This window comes from Parerythrobacter aurantius (genome assembly GCF_045291475.1).
In the GTDB taxonomy this organism is placed as follows: domain Bacteria; phylum Pseudomonadota; class Alphaproteobacteria; order Sphingomonadales; family Sphingomonadaceae; genus Parerythrobacter; species Parerythrobacter aurantius.
Genome location: NZ_CP147985.1, coordinates 1,645,048 through 1,666,446, shown reverse-complemented (window position 1 = coordinate 1,666,446; position 21,399 = coordinate 1,645,048). Strand labels below are relative to the sequence as shown.

Genomic DNA, 21,399 nt, shown 5'->3' with positions numbered 1-21,399 from the left:
TCATGCGAATTGCTTCGCGATCGGCAGTTTGCGGATGCGCTTGCCCGTGGCGGCAAAAATCGCATTCGCCAGCGCCGGAGCAGCGGGCGGCAAGCCCGGCTCGCCCGCACCGCCCACCGGCACCGGCCCGCTGTTGACAAGTGTAACAGCGATATCGGGCGCCTCGTTCATGCGCATCATGGGGTAATCGTGGAAATTGCTTTGCACGACTGCGCCGTCCTCAAGATCGAGTTCGCCATAAAGCGCCGCAGTAAGCCCGAAAACGATCCCGCCTTCGATCTGGTTACGGAAGCCGTCGGGGTTCATGACATAGCCCGGATCGGCCACCGCCCACACTTTGGTAACGCGCGGCTCGCCGCCCGTCATGTCCACTTCCGCGACCTCTGCGACAATGGAGCCGAAGCTTTCGACCAGAGCCACGCCGCGACCCTTGCCGTCCCCTGCCGGGGTGTCCCATCCGCTCACCTCGCGCAGCTTCTCCAGGACCGCCTTGTGGCGCGGTGCGCTGGCCAGCATCGCCAACCGATAGTCCAGCGGATCCTTGCCCGCCGCATGTGCCGCCTCGTCGATCATGCTTTCGATGAAGAAACCGTGCTGCGAATGGTCGACCGAGCGCCAGGCGGCGAAGGGCAGGTGGAGCGGCGCCTCGGCCACCCGAACCGACAGGTTGGGAATGGCGTATCCGGCGGGCACGCAGGCCTGCGGCGGGTCGTTGCGCTGGGTGAAGGCGCTGCTGTAGCTGACCAGCGAACCATCCTTGTCGAGGCCCAGCTTGAACCGGCAGGTGTCGGCGTTGCGATAGATCGATTTCTGCGTGTCTTCCTCGCGGCTCCAGATCATCTTTACCGGATAGCCGGTCGCCTTGGCGATCCGCGCCGCCATGGTGACATATTCGCTTTCCAGCCGCCGCCCGAAGGCGCCGCCCAGCATCGGGTGGTGGACGATGACGTCCCCGGCATCGACCCCGATCGCCCCAGCCGCCGCGCTGCGCGCCATCAGCGGTACCTGTGTGCTGGTCCAGATCTCGCACTTGCCGTCCTTGAAGCTGGCGGTGCAATTGATCGGCTCCATCGGCGCGTGGGCGAGGAAGGGGACGCGGTATTCGGCCTCGACTGTCTTGGCCGACGCCGCAAAAGCCTTGGCCACATCGCCCTTGCCCGCCGCTTCGCTGCCGCCGGTGTCGCCGGCTTCGTCGAGCGCCTTGGCGAAGGCGGCAAACTGGTCGGCGGTGGTCCTGATCGAACTGGCCGAAGCCGTCCACTCCGTCGTAACCGCAGCCAGCGCCTGTTGTGCCTGCCAGTAGCTGTCGGCCACAACGGCGACATGATCGCCCATGTTGAGGATCTGCAGCACACCCGGCATCGCCCTGGCCTGCGCGGCATCCATCGCCTTGACGGTGGTCCCAGGCACCGGAGGCCGACGCACGGCGGCATAGGCCAGCACTTCGACATCGGGCTGGGCATCGATGCCGAACTTGGCGGTGCCATCGACCTTCGAGGGAATGTCGGTGCGGGCCTTGCTCTTGCCCATCAGGCGGTATTCGCTGACATCCTTCAACTTGGGCACCTGCGGCATCGGTTGTTCGGCCGCAGCGCTGGCGAATTCGGCATAGGGCGCGGACTCGCCCGACCGTTCGTGCATCAGCATGCTGTCGGCCGTGGTTATCTCGCCAGCCGGGACGCCCCAGGCCTGCGCTGCCGCACCGACCAGCATCTGCCGCGCCGCCGCGCCGGCAATGCGCATCTGGTGCTGGCCGGTGGTCCTGATCGAGGAACTGCCACCGGTGATCATCGCATCGGCGAGCTTTCCGATCTGGGTGAACAGCCCGTTCCAGGTCGGCTCCAGCCAGTCTGCCGCGTTCATCGTGAAGGGCGCGACGAACATGCGCGCCGTGTCGGTGACGACATAGTTGCCGTCCGCCGGCGCCTGCATCACCCGGACCTTGTCCCACGCCGCGTCGAGTTCGTCGGCCAGCATCTGGCCCAGCACCGAATGCGCGCCCTGACCCATCTCGCAATGCGGGACGATGGCTGTGACGATGTTGTCGCTGTCGATCTTGACCCAGCTGTTGACGAGGTGCTCGCCTTCGCCGCCCGCCACGATCGGACCAAGCTTGCCGACGGGGTTGCCCGGCCGTACGCCGATGCCGATCAGGAGGCCGCCCCCTGCCAGCACGCCGGCGCCGATAAAGCCGCGCCGCGACCATTTGGCCAAGCGGCTTTTGGACTGGCTACGCTCCGGCTCGAGAGACGTCTGCTCGTTCATGCCGCGCCCTCCTCGGTCCGGGCGGGCATTTGCCCGGCGGCCACTTTGATGGCGCGGCGGATGCGGGTGTAGGTGCCGCAGCGGCAGATATTGCCGCTCATCGCCGCGTCGATATCGGCGTCCGACGGGCTCGGGTTGTCGCGCAGCAAGGCGGTCGCCGCCATGATCTGGCCCGACTGGCAATAGCCGCATTGCGGCACCTGCTCGCTGATCCACGCCTGCTGGACCTTGCTCAGCTCGCCCTCAGGACCAGCGATGCCCTCGATCGTCGTTACGTCCCTGCCGGCGGCTTCGGACACCGGGATCGAGCAGCTGCGGATGGGCTGGCCATCCAGATGTACGGTGCAGGCGCCGCACTGGGCGATGCCGCAACCGAACTTGGTGCCGGTCATCCCCAGTTTCTCGCGCACGACCCACAGGATCGGCATGGCCGGATCGGCTTCGACCGAGATTGGCGTTCCGTTGACGGTAAATTCGATCATTGAGGCCAGCTCCCCTCGGGCATATTGGTTGCGAGCTGCAACCAATATGCCCGCGAAGGGGCTGGCGCGCAATGGCGGCGCGGCTTGCTAGCTGGTCGTTCCCGACCTGATCTTGGCCATGAAGGTATCGACCTGCGCGCGCAGGGTCGACGCCTGCTGCTCCAGCTCGCTGGCCGAGTTCAGCACCTGAGCCGCCGCAGAGCCGGTCCGCAGCGCATTCTCGCGCACTTCGCGCACGTGCTGGCCAACATTCTCGCTGTTTCGTGCGGCACGATCAATGCTGCGTGCCAGGTCCTGCCCGGCCACCGACTGCTGGTCCACCGCCGAGGCGATGGCGATCGCGGTCGATTCGATCTGCTGGATGTCGGTGCTGACGGTGCGCAGCGCCCTGACGCTGGCGCCGGTCGATTGCTGGATCGCCTGGATCTGCGCCGCGACATCCTCGGTCGCGCGGGTCGTCTGGCTGGCCAGTTCCTTCACTTCCGATGCGACCACCGCAAAACCGCGACCTGCCTCGCCGCCCCGTGCTGCCTCGATCGAGGCATTGAGTGCGAGAAGATTGGTGCGACTGGCGATGCTGGAGATCAGCTCCACCACCTGGCCGATCTGGGTCGCGGCCTGGTCGAGCGCGGAAATGGTTCCGTCGGCCTCGCCCGCCGTGGTGCGCGCCTTGCGAGCCATTTCGGCGGAATCGGCCGCCTGGCGGCTGATCTCGCCGATCGACATGGCGAATTCGTCGCTGGCGGCAGCAGCGGCCGAGGCCCCTGCTGCGGCTTCTTCCATCGACTTGGCCACCTCTTCCGAACGGTGAGTGGACTGTTCCGCCGTCCGCGACATATCGCTGGCCGTGGCGTGCAACTGCGATGCGGCGGCAGCCACTCCGCTGACGACCTCGGCAATGGTGCGATCAAAATGCGCGGCGAAATCCTTGATCTCGTTGTCCCGCTGGGCCCGCAAGGCATCGCGTTCGGCCTTGGCACTCTTTTCCCGCTCGGTCAGCGTCAGCAGCCGCTTGGTCCCCCGCCGCATGATTTCGAGCGAACGAGCCATGTCGCCGAATTCGTCGACCCGGTCCTGCCCGGCGATGACCATGTCGGTCCGGCCGTGCGAGATATGGTTCATCTGCTCGACCATGTTGGCCGCGAATTCGACAATCGTCTTGTTGAGGTAGACCCCCCCGGCGAACATGACGGCGCACGCGATGGCAAGAACCAGGAGCAGGCTGCTGCGTGCATACTGGATCGCCTGGGCCACATCCTGCGCTTCGGCAACCTGGCCCAGCCCGATCCAGCCGGTCATGGCAACCGCCAGCAAAAGAGAAACCGGTACGCCGATCGTGACCAGCAATTGCCCCTTGCCCCGCCGGAGGTTCAACCCGCCGGCACCGTGGCTCGTACGGTCGTCGGCAAGGACTCCGTCCGAGACGAGCTCGGCCCGCAGTTCCTGCTCGACGCTGTTACGCACGTCCTTTGCGAGATCGTCGATCGCGCTCATCCTATCCTACTCCCCTGTCCTTGTTGCCCTGCAGGCGCCCGTTACCGTCGGCCACGCAGAACTTGTCCCGAAGCTGGTTGATCTGGTCGCTGGGCATCGCCCGGTAATAGAGCCAGCCCTGTATCTGGTCGGCACCGGCTGCCCTCACCATGGCGGCCTGGTCTTCGGTTTCGACGCCTTCGGCGGTAACGTCCATGGCCATGGCCCGGGCCAGCGAGATGCTGGAAATCATCATAGCGCGGCTGCCGTCGTCGCCCTGGGCATCGACCACCAGCGACCGGTCGAGTTTCAGCTTCTCGAAGCGGAACTGCCGCAGGAATCCGATCGAGGCGTAGCCGGTCCCGAAATCGTCCAGCGAAATGCTGACCCCGAACTGGCGGATCACGTCGAGACTGCGTCCGACCACCACCGGATCGAGCACGAGGCAGGTTTCGGTAACCTCCAGCTCTAGCCGCTCGGCGGGAAAGCCGGTTTCCTCGAGCACCTGGCCCACCTGGACCGGGAACTCGGGATTGCGCAGCTGCGCCGCCGAAACATTGACCGACAGCTTCAGGTCGTTCCAGTCCCTCGCATCGGTGCACGCACGCCGGAGCACCCACAGCCCGATGGCATTGATGAGGCCGCTTTCCTCGGCGATCGGAATGAAGACATTGGGGCCTATCGCCTGGCCATCCGCCCTTTCCCAGCGCAGGAGCGATTCCACCGCGACAATCTCGCCGGAATGCGCATCGACGAGCGGCTGGTAATGGAGCCGGAATTCCTCGTTGGCGAGTGCCGTCCGCAGGTCGTTGTCGAGATCGCGGCGTGCTTCGCGGTTGCGGTCGAATTCCTCGATGTACCAGGTGCAGCGCATCTTGCCGCCGCGTTTCGAGGCATACATCGCAACGTCGGCGCGGCGCAGTAATTCGGAATGCGACAATCCGTCCCGCCCGTTGCTGCGGGCAAGGCCCACGCTGGCACCCACGGTGATCCGGCGATCGTCGATGAACAGCGGTGTGCGAAATTGTTCGATCAGTGTGCGGCATAGCCCTTCGAGGATATTGCCGGCGATCGGCCCGATCACGACCACTGCGAATTCATCGCCGCTCAGGCGATAGCAGCGTGCGTCCTGTCCGCAGGTCCCGACAATGCACTCGGCAGCGGCCTTGATCAGCCGGTCGCCGATACCATGGCCGTAATGATCGTTGACCGACTTGAAACCGTCGAGATCCACGATGGCGATAGCGAGTTCCTGCGCACCGGCCGCATCGCGGGCGACATCGGCGTGGATCGCCCGGCGATTGGGGAGGCCGGTGAGCGAATCGATCTTGCCGAGGCGCTCCATGCGGTCGAACCCTGCCGAATTCCATCGTGCGAGTGCCCAGATTGCCGCTGCATAGGTGGCAAGCCCCAGCCCTGCCAGGACTTGCCAGGGCAGATAATCGGTACCGTCGAGCGCGACCATCGCGGCGACCGTCAGCGCGAAAATCGCTGAAAGTACGATGATGGGCGCAAACACGAGGTGTTTGGTTGCCCAGAGTTCGGAACGGGTATCCTTCACGGCGCCAGCAACCTTGTCACATCCGCGCCTGTCCTGCGCTCAGACGGATTTATCCCGCAAAAACTAAGCAAGGGTTAAGCCCGTGTTTACCGTGATTTCCGGCATCATCCGAACCTCCGCACGGGCGCGTGCGCACTGCGCTGGGGCAGGTACAGACCCGAGCCATCCTTCGCAGGGGCAAAGGCGTCGGTCTGGCCGACGACCGTCTCGCCCGCGCCGAGCATCAACAGGCCGTCCGGCGCTATGCCTTCGCGCAGGCGTTCGAACACGCGACTGCGATTGACTGGATCGAAATAGAGCAGGACATTGCGGCACAGGATAAGGTCGAATGGCGCCTCTGCCGGCGGCCGCTCCAGCAGATTGTGTTCGCGGAACGTGACCATCCGGCGCAGTGACTCCTGCGGCGACCAGCCGTGATCGGTCTGGTCGAAATAGCCGAGCATCTGGACGACCGTCAGCCCGCGCTGCACCTCGAATTGCGAGAACATCGCCTGGCGCGCGGTCATGATGATCTTTTGCGAAATGTCCGTCCCGACCAGCTCGAGCTTCCAGCCCGCCCATCGTTCGCGCTGGGCCATGAGCAACATTGCGACCGAATAGAGTTCCTGCCCGCTGGAACACCCGGCCGACCAGATGCGCAGGGTCCGCTGGGCGGCACGACTTTCCCAAAGCTGCGGCAGGACCCGTTCGCCCAGCATGTCGAACATGACCTTGTCGCGGAAGAAATAGGTCTCGTTGTTCAACAGCGCCTCGACCACTTCCCGCGCCAGCCTGTCGGCGCCGGGCTCGGCGAGGAGGCACACCAGCTGGTCGACGTTGGAAACCGAATGCTCGCGAAAAATCCCCGCCAGCGCCCCGGGTATGCGCCACATCCGCCCCGGCCCGAGATGTTGCCCCGTGCGGGCGCGCAAGAGGTCTGCGACGATTTGCAGCGAGGCCGAATTGACATCCATCACGCTGCTCCCGCCCGCGCTGCAATAAAGGCCGCCAGACGCTCGGGCGGGGAGGTTTCGGCAGAAAGACCGGCCTCGACGATCCCGCGCGGCATGCCGAAGACGGCGCAGCTTTCCTCGTCCTGCGCGAGCAGCAGGCCACCGGCATCGCCGAGGATCCTCGCGCCCAGCGTGCCGTCGCGACCCATTCCGGAAAGGACCACGCCGCAGCCGGCTGAACGGTAATGCGCCGCCACCGACTCCAGCATCGGATCGACCGACGGGCGGCACCCGCTCGGCGCATCGAAGCGGCCGATGGTTGCTACCGGACCGTCCGGCCCTTCTTTCAGCATTAGATGCCCGTCGCCGGGCGCGATCATCACCTCGCCTGGCCGCAGCGGCATGCCTTCCTCGGCGACCATGGCCGCTCGGCCCGACATGCTGGCAATCTGCCTGGCGAAAACAGGCATGAAGGCTTCGGGCAGATGCTGCGTCACCAGAATGGGCACATTTACAGCCTGCGGCAGGGCGCCGAAAAAGCGCCCGAGCGCGTGAATGCCGCCGGTCGATGCACCGATCGCGATCACGCCCGGTTTGATGCGGGAGCGCGCCGGGCGAGGAGCCGGGTCGCGGACGGCAGGCTGGGAAGCCTTCGTCCGCAGCGGCGTCGCCAGAGCGACGATCTTGCCGAGCAGCTCGCCCCGATAGGCTTCCCCGAAATTGCCGCTGCTGGGTTTGGCCAGCGTGTCGGCCGCGCCCATGGCAAGCGCCGCCAGCGTGGGCTCAGCCCCTCTCGTCGTCAAGGTCGAGACGACCAGGACCTTGGCGCCGTTGGCCTTGGCGAGAATGGCAGGCAGGGCCTTGAGCCCGCCCATGCCCGGCATTTCCAGGTCGAGTAGGATGACATCGGCCGTGCGATCGTCGAGCAGTTCGAGACCGACTTCGGCGCTGCCCGCCGTGGCGACCACCGTCATGTCGCGGCGGGCCTCGATCGTGCGGCTGAGGGCCGATCGTGCCGTGATCGAATCGTCGATCACCATCACCCGGATTGCGCCGGGCCTGGCGATTACCGGTCCGCCGCCGCGCCGATCATGTGCGAGGGCGGAGCCCATAACGGGCTCCTTTACGCGCAGCCTACCAGCTGGAGCTTGATCTGCAGTGTTTCGTGATCGAAGGGCTTCATCACATATTCGTCGGCACCGGCATCGATCGCTTCGCGGATATGGGCGACATCGTTCTCCGTGGTGCAGAAAACCACCTTCGGCTCCCCGCCACCGGGACGACCGCGCAACTGCGTGATGAACTCGATCCCGCTCATCACCGGCATGTTCCAGTCGAGCAGGATTACGTCGGGCATGGCGGTTTCGCACTTGGCGAGGGCTTCCTGGCCGTGCTCGGCCTCCTCCACCGCAAATCCCAGGGTTTCGAGGATATGCCGCGAAACCTTCCGGATTACCCGCGAATCATCGACAATCAGGCACGATTTCATTGCTGCATTCCTTGTTGGTCGCGCCCACTGTAACGCGACATGGTAACCAGGTGATTAAGCCGCTTGCCGCTGCGGACCGGCGATGACAGCCCGGACGTCGATCATCACGGCCGGGCCGAACGATGTCTCGATCACGCCTGTCGCGACAGAGCGCCATTCGTTGCCGAGGCCCGTCGGAACCGGGGTCACATCGCTCTGGGCTATGGTGACATCGAGGATGGCGTCGGCCCGCAGGGCATAAAGATGTTCGTCGATCTTCACGACGATGCAGCGTGTCTCGCCGCCGGCTGTTGCCGCCTCGCCCGGCAAGCCGATAGCGCGGTGGCAATTGACGACCGTCAGCGCGCGGGAGCGCTGGGCGCCGATACCCTCGATCCACGCCGGCGCGCGTGGCACCGTCGTTACCCGTTCGAGTTCGCTCACCGAAGCTACGTCGGCGGCCGGGAGAGCGATGTTGCGTCCGCCCACTGTGGCGACGAGGAGCAATTCTCCGATCATCAATGTGCCTCCTGCTCGCACGGATCGCCCCAGCGGGCGACCGCATCGGCCGCATCGAGCAGCGGGATTGCCCGCCCCCCGACCACGACGTAGCCGCGCGTACCCCGTTCCTCGGCACCTTTCCTGACATCTTCCTCGATGGCGGCGACGTCGATGATGGCGCGAACGACGAAGAAAGCCTCGCGGCCGCCATCGCGCAGGCGCAACAGGCGCAGTTTCTGGGTTTCCACGGCACGGTCGTCGATACCGCCAAGCACGCGCAGCCGGCCATCGATCACAGCCCGGCTACTGCCGGCATGCCGTTCCACGATAGCGGTCTCGATGGTCTCGATCCTCTCGACCAGGTCCATTTCGACCGCGCGCTGCTGGCCCTCATGATCGACGAACAGCATCACCCGCATGGCATCCTTCTCGGCTGCTGCTTCGGCCTGCTCGATCTCGAGCGCGATCGCGCGCGAGCGGCTGTCGGTCACGATACTATGGTCGATCGCGATGCTGGCAATATCGAGCGCCAGGACGGGAGTGCCGTCCGAAAGCAATGTCGCCCCGGTGTAGAGCCGCGTCGCCGTAATGGCAGGGGCGACCGGCTTGATGACGGCCTCTTCGTGGTCGAGCACCTTGTCCACTACGACGGCGCTGATTTCGGTCGGTGAGTGCCGCACTACGATGAAGGTCCGCTCCTGCATCGGCAGGTCGTTGTCCTGGCCCAGCACTTCCGACAGGGGGACGCACGGAATGCGCCGGCCGCGGAACGCGATGAAGCGGCCGTCACCGACCTCGGTGTAGCCGAGATCGGGATCGCCGCCGAAGATCACTTCCTCGACGCCCGAGCGCGGGAGTGCGAAGCGCTGGCCGGCGCTCATGATTGTCAGGGTGGATATGATGCTGAGCGTCAGCGGCAGGCGCATCTGGATGGTGGCGCCTGCGCCGGGCTCGCTCGCGACGCCGATGGATCCGCCGATCTTCTCGATGTTGGCACGCACCACGTCCATGCCGACGCCGCGGCCGGAGATCGACGTTACCTCGCTGGCGGTCGAAAGCCCGGGCGCGAAGATCAGGTTGTGCTTGTCGGCCAACGACATGCCGGGAACGTCGTCCGGGTTCAGGATCCCGTTTTCGATGGCTTTCCGGACCAGCCGGTCCGCGTCGATACCGCGCCCGTCGTCGCTGACGACGAGGTAGATCTGGTTGCCGGACTGGCGGGCGGATACCGATACGACGCCGATTTCCCGCTTGCCTGCCTCGATCCGCTGTGCCGGCGGCTCGAGCCCGTGATCGATGGCGTTGCGAATGATGTGTGTGAGCGGATCGCGGATCGATTCGATCATTTCGCGATCGAGCTCGACATCCTGGCCTTCGAGGTCGATCATCACCTGCTTGCCCAGTTCCTGGCCGAGATCGCGCACCAGCCGCGGCAAGGCCGAGAACAGGAACTCGATGCGCTGCATCCGCATGCGCGTGGCGGCGTCGCGAACGTCGTCGAGAATGGCGGTTATGCGTTCGAACGGACCGTCGATGCGCGGATCGGCACCCAGTTCGCCCAACACGCGGGCAAGATCGTTTCGCGCGAGCACCAGGTCGGAAACGCCGCTCATCATGCGGTCGAGCAGTTCGACCGGAAGGCGGATGGAACGCTGGTTGCTGGCCGACGCGCGCCCCTTGCCTTCGCCGTCCTTGCCCGGCTTGGCGAGCGAGGCGGCTTCGGCCTTGTCGGGATCATGGGCGAGGGCGGCGATGAGATTGCTGTCGCCTTCGGCGGCGATTTCCTCGCCCGCCTCCACCGCGTTCGTCAGTTCGCCGATGCGGTCGATGATGGCGAGGACGGCAGAGACCAGCGCTTCGTCGGGCAGTCGGCGTCCGGCGCGAACCTCGCCCAAAGCATCCTCGGCCGCATGGCTGAGGGCTTCCAGGCGCGGGAAGTCGAAGAACCCGCAGTTGCCCTTCACCGTGTGGACGAAACGGAAGATCGCATCGAGCCGCTCGCGGTCGTCGGGCTCGGCCTCCCAGGCAACGAGCTCGCCCCCGAGCGCGTCCAGCATCTCGCGCGTTTCGGCAATGAATTCTGCCAGCAGATCGTCCATCGGTGTCCCCAGAGCCCGGCTTTCGGAAAAGCCTTATGGCGACGGATGGTTAATGGAGGGTAAGGCCCGCAAAAGATCTGCCGGGCGAAGGTGGTGAGCCCTGCTGGGTTCGAACCAGTGACCTACTGATTAAAAGTCAGTGACCGAGGCCTTGGGCATAGTAGCGGATTTCTACGATTATCCCCGATATTCCTTGGAAACATTACGAGTTTGGTTGTAGCATGAGGTATCACCAAAAAGCGCAAATGCGCATTGATGTTCGGACCTAGATCGGACCTATGCCGAGGAAATCGACGACCCGCCTCACCCAGCAACTTTGCGACACGGTTGAGGCACCCACGAAGAGCGCAAAGCTCTATCGATGTTCGGACACGAGGGGGTTGGGCCTCAAGGCCTACCCTTCGGGCCGCAAGGCGTTCGTCTTTTCTTATATGGCACCTGACAAAAGGGAGAAACGGATTACGATTGGCGAGTTAGGCCCTTGGAAGATCGGCGCGGCAAGGAAGCGTGCCGAGGAACTGCGCAGGCTGGTCGATCAGGGCATTGACCCAGCGATCGAGAAGAAGACCGAGCGAGATGCGGTCGGCCTCCGAGAATATTGGCATTGGTACCGGGACAGCTTGCTGGCCAAGCGAAGCGAGGCACACCAGCGCGATTTCAAAGCATCTTGGGAACGTAAAATCCTTCCTCATCTCGGACCGTATACAAAGCTCAAACAGCTTTCTCAGTCTGACATTCAAGCTTTTCTAGACCGGGTCACCAAAGAGTCGGGGCCGATATATTCAAACCGCTGCCATAGTCATCTTCGAGTAGTTCTCGCACGAGCTGAGGTTGAAGGGCTGATATCAAAAAAACCTGCTGGAAAGGGGGTCATTCGAGATAAGGAGGAGGGGCGCGAGCGCTATCTTACCGTAACGGAAATGAAGCGCCTGAGCATCGCGCTGAACAAACGACGGGGTGACGCGAGTGCGGATGCCATAGCGGTCCTAATGATGACCGGCGCTCGAAAGTCGGAGGTGTTGGCGATGCGCTACGATGAAATTAGCTTTCAGAGCGCCCATTGGGATATCCCGTCATTTAAGACAAAGCAAAGGCGGCGACAGCGCGTTCACCTCAGCAATGCCTCGGTTGAGATTCTTACTCAGCGGAAGAAAAGCGCAAACGGTCAGGAATTTGTATTTCCAGGCATCGGCCATTCGGGCCGCCTGACCGAGGTGCGCAAGACGTTCGAATCCCTCCTTGCAGAATGCAAGATCACGAATTGCCGCTTGAACGATCTCCGCCATTCTTTCGCCAGCTTGCTGGTCTCAAAAGGGGCATCGCTTGAGGTGATTGGCGCACTGCTTGGGCATTCCCAGCCTCACACTACAAAACGTTATGCGCATCTGTATGACGAGGCTTTGAAGGAAGCGGCGCAAAGCGTAACCAATGCACTCGAATAGCTTGTGCAATTATTGCAATTTCAATAACTTATGAGAACATTGGCACATACAGAAGCGCAGGGGCTTGCATTTGTCATGCTGTTGTGTAGCTATCTGCGATTGAAGACCAAGGAAGGCACGTAGCCTTCCTGTGGCTGCGCTGCCTTCCCTCTACAAGGGGAACCGTATGCCGCCTCTTCTCTCTCGCCTTCAGGCCGCAAAATATTTGGATGTCCATTATGGGACGCTCACACGCTGGGCGCGAACGGGCATGGGGCCGACTTATGTCAGGGTTGGAGCCAGAGGTGTTCGCTACAGGAAGAGCGATCTGGATGCCTACTTGGCGGAGCAGACCTGCGATCCGGTAATCGATCACAGCGGCAAGTCGATCTAGCAACATGTCCGGCTTTCTTATCGGCAATTCACTTGGCGCGCGTCATTCGATTATGCGGGTCCTAGAACGAGCCCGCGAAACCCGTGATTTAATGTTAAAAGTCTCGGACCTATCTGAAGCTGATAGGGAGTACATCTACGAAGTTGCGGAAGCGCATGAGGAGTGGATGCGTAGGTTGCGGCGCGCATCCATCTCCGGCGACAATGGAAAATGCCGCGCCCTTATTGGCCTTGCGTTGAACAGCAAGCAAATGAAGGCCTTTGCCTACGTAATGGCGCATCGCAAGTTGCCGCTAAAGGACCTCAAGGCGTCTAAGCTTTCGAAGGATGTACTCGACAAAATGGGGCAGCGCCTGAACCCCTTTGGAAAACAGAAGGGGATGATTGTTCTCGAAGTAACTCCCAAGCCCTGCGGTGGTAAGCGGACTGTCCAAAGCTTCCCGAAGCACGTTCTTGCCTTGCAGGCACTGGTCGCTGACATCCTCATTGCAACAGGACACCGCAACCCTTACGACTTCAACGAAAGGTGGCGCGGACCCGATACCGCCGCCCGTCGCATTGGCGACGAAATTGCAAATGGATTGAGGTATTGGCTTTCAGCTGATGTCTCCAACTTCTACCCGTCCATCAGACCTGCCAAACTCCCTGACCTGAATCTGCCGTGGCAGGTTCTGAGATGGGTGATTTGTGCAAACAGGTATCTCCCTATGAAGGGAGGGACCGAAGAAGAAAAGAAGATGGCCCGGCAGGGTTTGCCGCAAGGCTCCCCAGCGTCGAACGTGATAGCGAGCGATCTGATCGGACGGGTGTTTCAGGGGCTTCCTGAGACTGAAATCTACATGGGATCATTCACGGATGATCTTGTGTTTGGTGCTCGCGATCGCACGACCATAGAGCAGGTTGAAGCCCAGCTCACGCTTATGATGGCGGAACATCCTGCCGGGCCATTCTTTTTCAAAGACTGCTGTAGAGTACGCACATCGCAGCGCGGTGGGCCGACCCATGTCGGGTATCATTTTTGCAACGGTTACCTCCGCCTAGCGGGCAAATGTCGGATCATGCCGAGTCATAAGTCGTGGGAGACGCTTTTCGCGAAAATCTATTGGCACTTGGAGTCGCATGAGCCGAAGAACTGGGACGAGGTTCTGGCTAGATGTACGGAAAAAGGTGAGGAGTGGCGCAAATCGAAGGCAGCTTGGCCGCGCAACAAGGGCGCGGATGAGAATTTCGAGCATACGATCTACCAGCTTGCCTCGGACTACAAACCGGGTGTTCCGTTCAAGCATCACCCTACGTTGGGATATAAGCTGTCCGAAGCGCTCTATAAGACACCCTCTTAAGCCAGTTCTAAAACGCAAGCTAAATGTGTCCCTGTTCTGCCAAGTTCCCTCACTTGCAAATGGCACAAAACTGGGACTTGGAACCTAATTGCAGAAAATTTCAAATCGCCCGGCACATCTGACGACAGCATGACAGCTTTGCGCCCTAATCTCTAACATTGCGACATCCTGCTGAAAACCCCAATAACTGACATTCGCTGAGCGAGGCGCTTGCTTAGGCAGAGCATGTGCTAACGGGGCAAGTCCTGCAATACCGACAGAACCGAAATCCAACCCAGGCAGCGGTCAGTGCTATATTCCCAAGAATCAAACGGGGGCCGTAGCCCCCGTCTTATTTGGTGCAGTCAAGCTGCTTGTTCACAACCAGACCTGCGATTTCTGAAGAAAACCCTCTAGACCGTTGTTTGGCGGGATGCAATTTTTCTTATACACAGATTCGCGGAGAGAATCGGATGGCTACTCGTCTTGGTCTCGACATCGGCACCAATTCCATTGGCTGGTGTCTTTATGATGGCGACACGATCCGCGATATCGGCGTGCGTATCTTTTCCGACGGGCGCGATCCCAAGTCCGGGTCGAGCCTGGCGGTGGACCGGCGCGATGCGCGTGCCATGCGTCGGCGGCGGGATCGCTACCTCGGGCGACGTTCGGCACTGGTCGTGGTGTTGATTAAGCATGGGCTTCTGCCGCAAGACAAGGGCGCGGGGCGGGGTCTGCATGGCGAGGATCCATACGAATTGCGTGTTCGTGCGCTCGACGAAAAGCTTACTCCGCATCAGATTGGCCGCGCGCTGTTCCACCTGAACCAGCGGCGCGGGTTCAAGTCGAACCGCAAGGCGGACCGGGTCAGCAAAGACAGTGAGGACGGCAAGATCGCCGGCGGCACCAAGGCGCTGGATCAAGCAATCGCGGATTCCGGTGCGCGCACACTGGGCGAATTCCTGTATCAACAAGACGTGAAGCGCGTGCGGATGCGGCAAGATGCCGATGGCTATGATTTCTACCCGGACCGCAGGCATTACGAACATGAGTTCGAGCAGATCTGGCTCGCGCAAGCACCGCATCACCTTTCGCTCCTGACAGATGAAACAAGAGCTGCGATCCAGCGCGTGATCTTTTTTCAGCGTTCGCTGAAGGCACAGGTCGTCGGCAGATGCAGCTTCGCTGGATGGTACGGCATTCCCGAAGACGAAGAACGCCTGCCCAAGGCGCATCCGCTGTTCCAGCAGCGGCGGCTTTATGAAGAGGTCAATCAACTGGAGGTGGTTTCCGCTGGGGCACCCTCGCGCAAACTGACACTGGACGAGCGTAACAAGCTGATCCTCAAATTGCAGGACAAGAAGAAAGTCGCGTTCAAGACGCTGGGCCGCACGATCAAGCTTGTGGAGGGTGAACGCTTCAACAAGGAAAGCGAAAACCGCAAGGATCTGATCGGCGATGAGGTTCGGGCCGAACTGATGCACAAGGACCGTTTCGGGCCGGACTGGACCACTTTCTCCGTCGGGCGGCAATGGCAAATTATCGAACGACTGCTGAACGAGGAAGGCACCGAAAAGCTGCTCGCCTGGCTGCAATCGGATTGCGGCGTGGACCGGAAACGGGCGGAAGCGATTGCCAACGCCCATCTACCCGATGGTCATGGCCGGTTCGGCCTCACCGCCACCAGCGCGCTGCTCGAACAGCTGAAGGCCAATGTCGTCACCTATGCGCAGGCGGCGGAGCGTGCCGGTTATCAACACAGCGATCATCGCACGGGCGAGTGCCACGATGAACTGCCTTATTACGGCGAGATCCTCGCCCGCGAAATCGCGCCCGGCAAGGAGGAGTATGGTGACGAACTGGAACGCCAGTGGGGAAAGATCACCAACCCCACCGTCCATATTGGCCTCAACCAGCTGCGCAGGCTGGTGAACGCAATTATCCGCCGATATGGGCGGCCAGAATATATCTATGTCGAGCTGGCGCGCGAGCTGAAGCTCAACGAAAAGCAGAAGGCCGAGCATAACAGGCGCATCAAACAGACTACCGATGCAGCGGCTGAACGCAGCAAGAAGCTGGAGCAGATCGGCCAACGCGATTCAGGCGGCAACCGCATGCTACTGCGCATATGGGAACACCTGAACCCTGCCAATCCGCTCGATCGCCGATGCCCATATTGCGGTGAGATGATCTCCATCGAGATGCTGATGAACGGGTCCGCAGATATCGACCACATCATCCCTTATTCTCGCTGCTTGGACGATAGCGTGGGCAACAAGGTAGTCACCCATACCCATTGTAACCGGCAGAAGGGCAACAAGACTCCGTGGGAGCGGTGGGGCGAAACCGACCGCTGGCCGATCGTTCGGGATCAGGTAGCGCGGCTGCACAAGTCGAAGCAATGGCGCTTCGGCCCCAACGCAATTGAGCGGGTTGAGCGTGACGGCGGTTTCATCGCCCGGCAGCTGACTGATACGCAGTATCTCTCTCGTATCGCGGGCAAATATCTCTCCAGCCTCTATACGCCCGACGAAGGGCGCCGGGTCTATGCCGTGACAGGGCGCATGACGGCCATGCTGCGCCGGTTGTGGGGCCTCAACGATATCCTGCCCGACCATAATTGGGTGGAGAATGAGCATTCCAGTGCGCCCAAGAACCGGCTCGACCATCGCCACCATGCGATTGACGCGGCAGTGGTGGGGGCGACCGATGCGGGAATGATCCAGAAGATTGCCACTGCCGCCGGGCGTGCGGAGGAGCAGAATCTGGATCGTCAGTTTGCCGACTTGCCAAAGCCATGGGAGGGTTTCCACGAGGACCTGCGCGAAAAACTGTATGCCACCACGATCAGCTTCAAGCCCGACCACGGACGTAAAGGCAGGCCACGTAAGGATCGCGATATCACCTCAGGCCGTTTGCACAATGATACCGCCTATGGCCTGACCGGGCGGACCAACGCCAAAGGTGTGCCGATCGTCGTCACGCGCAAACCGCTCCTCAGCCTCAAGCCTGCCGATCTGACTGACCCGGAGCGGATGCCCGATCACGATTTGCAGGAGGCCTTGTTCAAGGCAACGCTCGGCACCAGCGGCAAGGATTTCGAGAAGGCCCTGCGCAAATTCGCCAAACGTGATGGCCCCTATAAGGGTATCCGCCGCGTCCGCCTGACCGAACCGCTCAACGTGATCCCGATCCGTGACAAGGATGGCCGCGCCTACAAGGCGGTGAAGGGCGATGCCAATGCTCGCTTCGACGTCTGGCGCCTTCCGGATGGCAAATGGGTAACGAAGTGGAAGGATCGCGAGGGTAACGAACATTCCAGCATCATCACGATGTTCGATGCCCATCAGCGCGATTTTGCCGAGGTGCGCCCGCATCCGGCAGCCAAGAAGGTGCTCAGCTTACGGCAGAATGATCTGCTGGCGGTGGAGCGCGATGGCGGCGAGCGGGAGATCATGCGGGTGGTGAAGTTTGCAGCAAGAGGTGAAATTACATTTGCCAAGCACAATGAAGCAGGAGCTCTGAAATCACGTCATGAAGCGGGCGAGGACCCATTTCGTTATTTCACCTCGTCTCCATCTGGCTTGAAAGCATCAAATGCTCGCCAAATCCGCGTCGACGAACTTGGTCATGTTCACGATCCCGGCCCACGGGATTGAAACGACGATAAAGTAACCACGTCCTTACTTCGATCTGTCAGACATTGACCCAGCTTATGCTGGAGGTTTTCTGTCAGGCATGAATCGGATTGTCGACATCGCAACGGATGAAGTGCATTTATCTGCCCATCGCGGCCTGTTGCTCGTCACGCTCGGTGGCGAGGAAATGGGACGGGTGGCACTCGATGATATCGCCGCCATCATCATCCATGCCCACGGCGTAACCTTGACCACCAACCTAGTCGTCAAGCTGGCGGAACGCGGCGCAATGATGGTGCTGTGCGCCGCCAATCATGCTCCCGTCGCCATGACGGTTCCGGTTGAAGGGCACCACGCCCAGAACGCACGCTTTCGCGCAATGGGATGTCGGCATTCCGTTTCGCAAACGTGCCTGGCAGGCCGTGGTGCAGGCGAAGGTCCGCAATCAGGGAAGCCTGCTCACCGCGCTTGGGCGAGTAGAGAGGCAGGCACTCCTCCTCATGGCCGAGCGGGTCAAATCCGGTGATACAGCCAATGCTGAGGCACAGGCGGCACGCCGTTACTGGCCGGCGCTGATGGGCCAGGATTTTCGGAGGGATCGGGACGCGGACGGCGCGAATGCTCTGCTCAATTTTGGCTACACCGTCATGCGCGCTGCCGTGGCGCGTGCGGTTATCGCTGCCGGTCTGCATCCCACGATCGGGCTCCATCACGCCAACCGGCTGAACGCCTTTGCCTTGGCTGACGATCTGGTCGAGCCTTTTCGCCCGCTGGTCGATGCAGCTGTTTATCAGATGGTGGAGGAGGGCTTGGCCGAGCTGGACGGCCAGGCCAAGGCCCGGTTGGCATCGTTGCTGTCGGCTGATCTTGACCTGCAAGGTTCGACGACACCCACAAGCGTAGCAATCCAACGCCTGGCCCAATCACTCGCGGCCAGTTTTGAACAGGGGCGAGTGGAGCTGGCGCTGTTCCAGACCCCGGCGCAGCTCGCCTGGAACGCCATCGCCCGCCATGTCCCTAACGGCGAAATGCGGTGAAGGGCGATGGCCACTCCCATCTTAGCGGATATCGGCTGATGTGGATTCTGGTGATGTTCGACTTGCCTGTGGGCACCAGGGAAGAAAGCCGGGCTGCTACCAAGTTCCGCGAGTATTTGCTCGATGAAGGCTTTGAAATGAGCCAGTTTTCGATCTATGCTCGGTTCTGTTCCGGCAAGGAGCAATACGAGGCCAATGTAAAGCGGATCGAACGCAATTTGCCGGACAAGGGCGACGTGCACATCCTTGGGTTTACGGACCGGCAATATGAGAACATCATCCGCTTTGACGGCCAGTCACGCCTTCGCCAGCGCAAGAATCCTGGCCAGCTTGTCCTTTTCTGACGTTTGGGCAGAAGGATTTTGCTGTCTCCGATGCCTCTTAAATACGTTTTTGTTCAACGGTTTGAGAGCGCATCAAGGATAGCAGTTCAGAAATCGCGGTCCAGCTGCAACGCTCGATCTGCTCGTCCGTTGGCTGGGTGTAGGATAGCAGTTCAGAAATCGCGGTCCAGCTGCAACTCCCATCAATCGCCGCCACCAGGGCAGCTAGGATAGCAGTTCAGAAATCGCGGTCCAGCTGCAACTATCGGTCATGGTCGGCTCCTGCTGCTGTTAGGATAGCAGTTCAGAAATCGCGGTCCAGCTGCAACTACGCGCAGGAGACAAGAGCCATGGATGAAAGGATAGCAGTTCAGAAATCGCGGTCCAGCTGCAACGCAGCGCGTCACGTTGCGCACGAAGGTTGGAGGATAGCAGTTCAGAAATCGCGGTCCAGCTGCAACGACCAAACTGGTGCGTCAACATATCGGCTGGCGACATCTGCGATTTACAGTGTGAAAGTCCGCTATGCACGCGTATTGGCCAAAACCCGCCAGTCCGCTACCGGCCCAATGGCTGCCACCCATCAAACTTGCTCTAAAGTCGTCACAAGCTACGAAAGTTGAAGGGAGCAACGCTGCGCGACCTCCGAAAAGGAGGTCTAAATGCCAGATCGTGCCATCAGCGAGTTCGAAGCCCAGTTCCCTTTCCCGGAAATCGCAGAATTTGAGCTGCCACCCGCTTACGACATTCAATTCCCAGACCGTTGGGTCGCTTCCAGTCTCCTACAAAAGGCCATCCGTCGAGGTGAAGCTGATCAGGCGATATCGGCTGCACGGTATCTCTGCGGAGGCAGTTTAGTTGGCGTCTTCCGGCGATTGAACATCATCGCTTGGGAGGACGTATCCTTTGGCGATATCCAAGGTTGCCTCGCTGTCGCGTCCTTGGGATCATCCGCGCGCTTGCGAGCAAAGCTGGGCGGAGATGAACATTGCTTGGCCTGGGCAATTTCCCGATTAGCAGCTGCGGCAAAATGTCGGGTGACTGACGATCTCGTTACCATCCTTGAACACGGCGGCTCATCATCTGAGTACATCGCGTCTGTCGCAAGCAGGTCCGAAGAGGAACTCCGCTCGCTTGCTTGGGCGCCTGATCGTTGTCAGCTTCGACGTACGATTGCGGTTTGGCTCCTAGTGGGGACTGATCGTTTCCCTTCGGAGGCAATGCCCCAGCGGAATGGATCGGCTGATCGTTTTTTCGAGCAATCAACAGCAGATGGCATGCCCACGAGCCTTCGTAAGGACGGGGCGAAGCTATGCCGCTCGACGAACACTATCTTTCCTGCCGTTGTTGCCGCACTTTGGGAAGAGTGGGAGCAAGCTCAAGCGGTGAGACAGGTTGGGGAGCGCCTCGCCTGGACGGAGCTAGTCGAGGGGCTCCCGGCATATGTGTTCGATGGCCATACCGCAAAGGGCAGTCGTTACCTAAGTCGATTGGCTGGACTGGACAGCGAGCTTGCATGGTGGCTCTGCTCAAATCTGCCGGCAGAGCTGCACAAGCCAGCGCTGAAGAAATTCTGCTTCAGGATGGTCTCTGCTCAGTGCAATCAACGTCACTCATGGCAACCGGCCGAGGAGGCAAGAGCGCGAGCCGGTACTGTGGGATTTCGATTGCCGCAAGACATCTTCCTCGAAGGCCTCTTAATCTTCAGTGCCGTATCGGCCAAATACCCGATTTGGGAGATTGGATGATGGCGGGCGTAACACATAAACCAACCTTTACCCGTAACAAAGCCGATAATCCGAAGCCCGCGGCGTATCTTAGGGTGAGCACGCAGCGACAAGGGCAATCGGGCTTAGGATTGGAAGCTCAGCGCAGTGCAATTATGGCGCTGATCGGCAGCGCCGACTTTGTTGAATTCATCGAAGTCGAGAGCGGGAAGAAGTCTTCACGTCCTCAGCTACAAGCGGCACTCGCGCACTGCCGAAAATCAAAAGTGCAGCTCGTGATCGCCAAGCTTGATCGATTGGCACGAAACGTTCATTTTGTCAGCGGCCTCATGGACAGCGGTGTCGACTTCGTAGCCGCTGACATGCCACAGGCAGACAGATTTATGCTTCATATCTTCGCTGCGATGGCAGAGGAAGAAGGACGAAGGATTAGTGAACGCACAAAGGCCGCCTTGGCGGCTGCCAAAGCTCGCGGCGTGAAGCTCGGCGCAAATGGCCGTCGTCTTGCCGAGGAAAATCAACTCAATGCCCAGCAATATGCGGAGGCGGTGCGACCATTGATCGACGATCTTTCTCTCTCTCAGCCCCAAGATCTCTGAGAGCTACGGCGGAGGCGCTTAACAAAGCTGGTATTTCGTCGCCTGCTGGTAAAGCATGGCATCCAACGAGCGTGTCTAGGCTGTTAAAGCGATTACGCATTGAGGCCATTCTTGGCTGATATTGGGCCGATTGCCGACTGTCCGCTTCCTTCCCGCAAATG

Annotated in this window: 18 protein-coding genes, 1 pseudogene and 1 CRISPR repeat array; of the genes and pseudogenes, 10 read left to right on the top strand and 9 right to left on the bottom strand. The window is 61.0% G+C overall.

Going from position 1 to position 21,399, the window contains the following annotated elements; genetic code table 11:
• From WAB17_RS08230 to WAB17_RS08190, 9 genes are all read right to left on the bottom strand, one after another.
• Complete coding sequence (locus WAB17_RS08230; RefSeq protein WP_435416875.1) at positions 1-2,265, bottom strand: molybdopterin cofactor-binding domain-containing protein; 2,265 nt, start codon at positions 2,263-2,265, stop codon at positions 1-3.
• Entirely contained in the window at positions 2,262-2,747 is a 486-nt protein-coding gene (locus WAB17_RS08225; RefSeq protein ID WP_435416874.1) for a (2Fe-2S)-binding protein, read from the bottom strand. Before WAB17_RS08225 ends, WAB17_RS08230 begins: the two co-directional genes overlap by 4 nt.
• An 87-nt stretch (positions 2,748-2,834) precedes the next feature.
• A complete protein-coding gene (locus WAB17_RS08220; RefSeq protein ID WP_435416873.1) occupies positions 2,835-4,241 on the bottom strand; it encodes a methyl-accepting chemotaxis protein in 1,407 nt (468 codons plus the stop codon).
• 1 nt (position 4,242) lies between these two features.
• A complete protein-coding gene (locus WAB17_RS08215; protein ID WP_435416872.1) occupies positions 4,243-5,781 on the bottom strand; it encodes a putative bifunctional diguanylate cyclase/phosphodiesterase in 1,539 nt (512 codons plus the stop codon).
• Between the two features lie 104 nt (positions 5,782-5,885).
• Positions 5,886-6,734, bottom strand: coding sequence for a CheR family methyltransferase (locus WAB17_RS08210; RefSeq protein ID WP_435416871.1), 849 nt, complete (start codon positions 6,732-6,734; stop codon positions 5,886-5,888).
• Positions 6,734-7,825: a chemotaxis-specific protein-glutamate methyltransferase CheB gene (gene cheB, locus WAB17_RS08205; protein WP_435416870.1), complete on the bottom strand. Its 1,092-nt coding sequence runs from the start codon at positions 7,823-7,825 to the stop codon at positions 6,734-6,736. Before cheB ends, WAB17_RS08210 begins: the two co-directional genes overlap by 1 nt.
• Positions 7,826-7,836: 11 nt before the next feature.
• Positions 7,837-8,202, bottom strand: coding sequence for a response regulator (locus WAB17_RS08200; RefSeq protein WP_435416869.1), 366 nt, complete (start codon positions 8,200-8,202; stop codon positions 7,837-7,839).
• Between the two features lie 54 nt (positions 8,203-8,256).
• A complete protein-coding gene (locus WAB17_RS08195) occupies positions 8,257-8,700 on the bottom strand; it encodes a chemotaxis protein CheW (RefSeq protein ID WP_435416868.1) in 444 nt (147 codons plus the stop codon).
• Complete coding sequence (locus WAB17_RS08190; protein WP_435416867.1) at positions 8,700-10,781, bottom strand: chemotaxis protein CheA; 2,082 nt, start codon at positions 10,779-10,781, stop codon at positions 8,700-8,702. The genes WAB17_RS08195 and WAB17_RS08190 overlap by 1 nt, the downstream gene beginning before the upstream one ends.
• Before the next feature lie 278 nt (positions 10,782-11,059).
• On the opposite strand from WAB17_RS08190, the gene WAB17_RS08185 reads away from it, so the two are divergent.
• The 10 genes and pseudogenes from WAB17_RS08185 (at position 11,060) to WAB17_RS08140 (ending at position 21,357) form a co-directional block, all read left to right on the top strand.
• Complete coding sequence (locus tag WAB17_RS08185) at positions 11,060-12,223, top strand: tyrosine-type recombinase/integrase (RefSeq protein WP_435416866.1); 1,164 nt, start codon at positions 11,060-11,062, stop codon at positions 12,221-12,223.
• Between the two features lie 166 nt (positions 12,224-12,389).
• Positions 12,390-12,596, top strand: coding sequence for a helix-turn-helix transcriptional regulator (locus WAB17_RS08180; RefSeq protein WP_435416865.1), 207 nt, complete (start codon positions 12,390-12,392; stop codon positions 12,594-12,596).
• A 4-nt stretch (positions 12,597-12,600) separates the two neighbouring features.
• Entirely contained in the window at positions 12,601-13,935 is a 1,335-nt protein-coding gene (locus WAB17_RS08175) for a reverse transcriptase domain-containing protein (protein WP_435416864.1), read from the top strand.
• 452 nt (positions 13,936-14,387) lie between these two features.
• Positions 14,388-17,573 (top strand): type II CRISPR RNA-guided endonuclease Cas9, encoded by a 3,186-nt coding sequence (cas9, locus tag WAB17_RS08170; RefSeq protein WP_435416863.1) that lies wholly within the window; start codon positions 14,388-14,390, stop codon positions 17,571-17,573.
• A gap of 79 nt (positions 17,574-17,652) precedes the next feature.
• Positions 17,653-17,865, top strand: a pseudogene (locus WAB17_RS08165) (type II CRISPR-associated endonuclease Cas1); the annotation flags it as partial.
• 28 nt (positions 17,866-17,893) lie between these two features.
• Positions 17,894-18,589, top strand: coding sequence for a type II CRISPR-associated endonuclease Cas1 (cas1, locus tag WAB17_RS08160; RefSeq protein WP_435416862.1), 696 nt, complete (start codon positions 17,894-17,896; stop codon positions 18,587-18,589).
• 38 nt (positions 18,590-18,627) lie between these two features.
• Positions 18,628-18,933, top strand: coding sequence for a CRISPR-associated endonuclease Cas2 (gene cas2, locus WAB17_RS08155; RefSeq protein WP_435416861.1), 306 nt, complete (start codon positions 18,628-18,630; stop codon positions 18,931-18,933).
• Between the two features lie 75 nt (positions 18,934-19,008).
• Positions 19,009-19,373: a CRISPR direct-repeat array (repeat unit 36 nt; unit sequence AGGATAGCAGTTCAGAAATCGCGGTCCAGCTGCAAC).
• A gap of 201 nt (positions 19,374-19,574) precedes the next feature.
• Positions 19,575-20,660 (top strand): hypothetical protein, encoded by a 1,086-nt coding sequence (locus tag WAB17_RS08150; protein ID WP_435416860.1) that lies wholly within the window; start codon positions 19,575-19,577, stop codon positions 20,658-20,660.
• Positions 20,657-21,238 (top strand): recombinase family protein, encoded by a 582-nt coding sequence (locus WAB17_RS08145; protein ID WP_435416859.1) that lies wholly within the window; start codon positions 20,657-20,659, stop codon positions 21,236-21,238. The genes WAB17_RS08150 and WAB17_RS08145 overlap by 4 nt, the downstream gene beginning before the upstream one ends.
• Positions 21,175-21,357, top strand: coding sequence for a recombinase family protein (locus tag WAB17_RS08140; protein WP_435419359.1), 183 nt, complete (start codon positions 21,175-21,177; stop codon positions 21,355-21,357). The genes WAB17_RS08145 and WAB17_RS08140 overlap by 64 nt, the downstream gene beginning before the upstream one ends.
• The last annotated feature ends 42 nt before the right edge of the window (positions 21,358-21,399 follow it).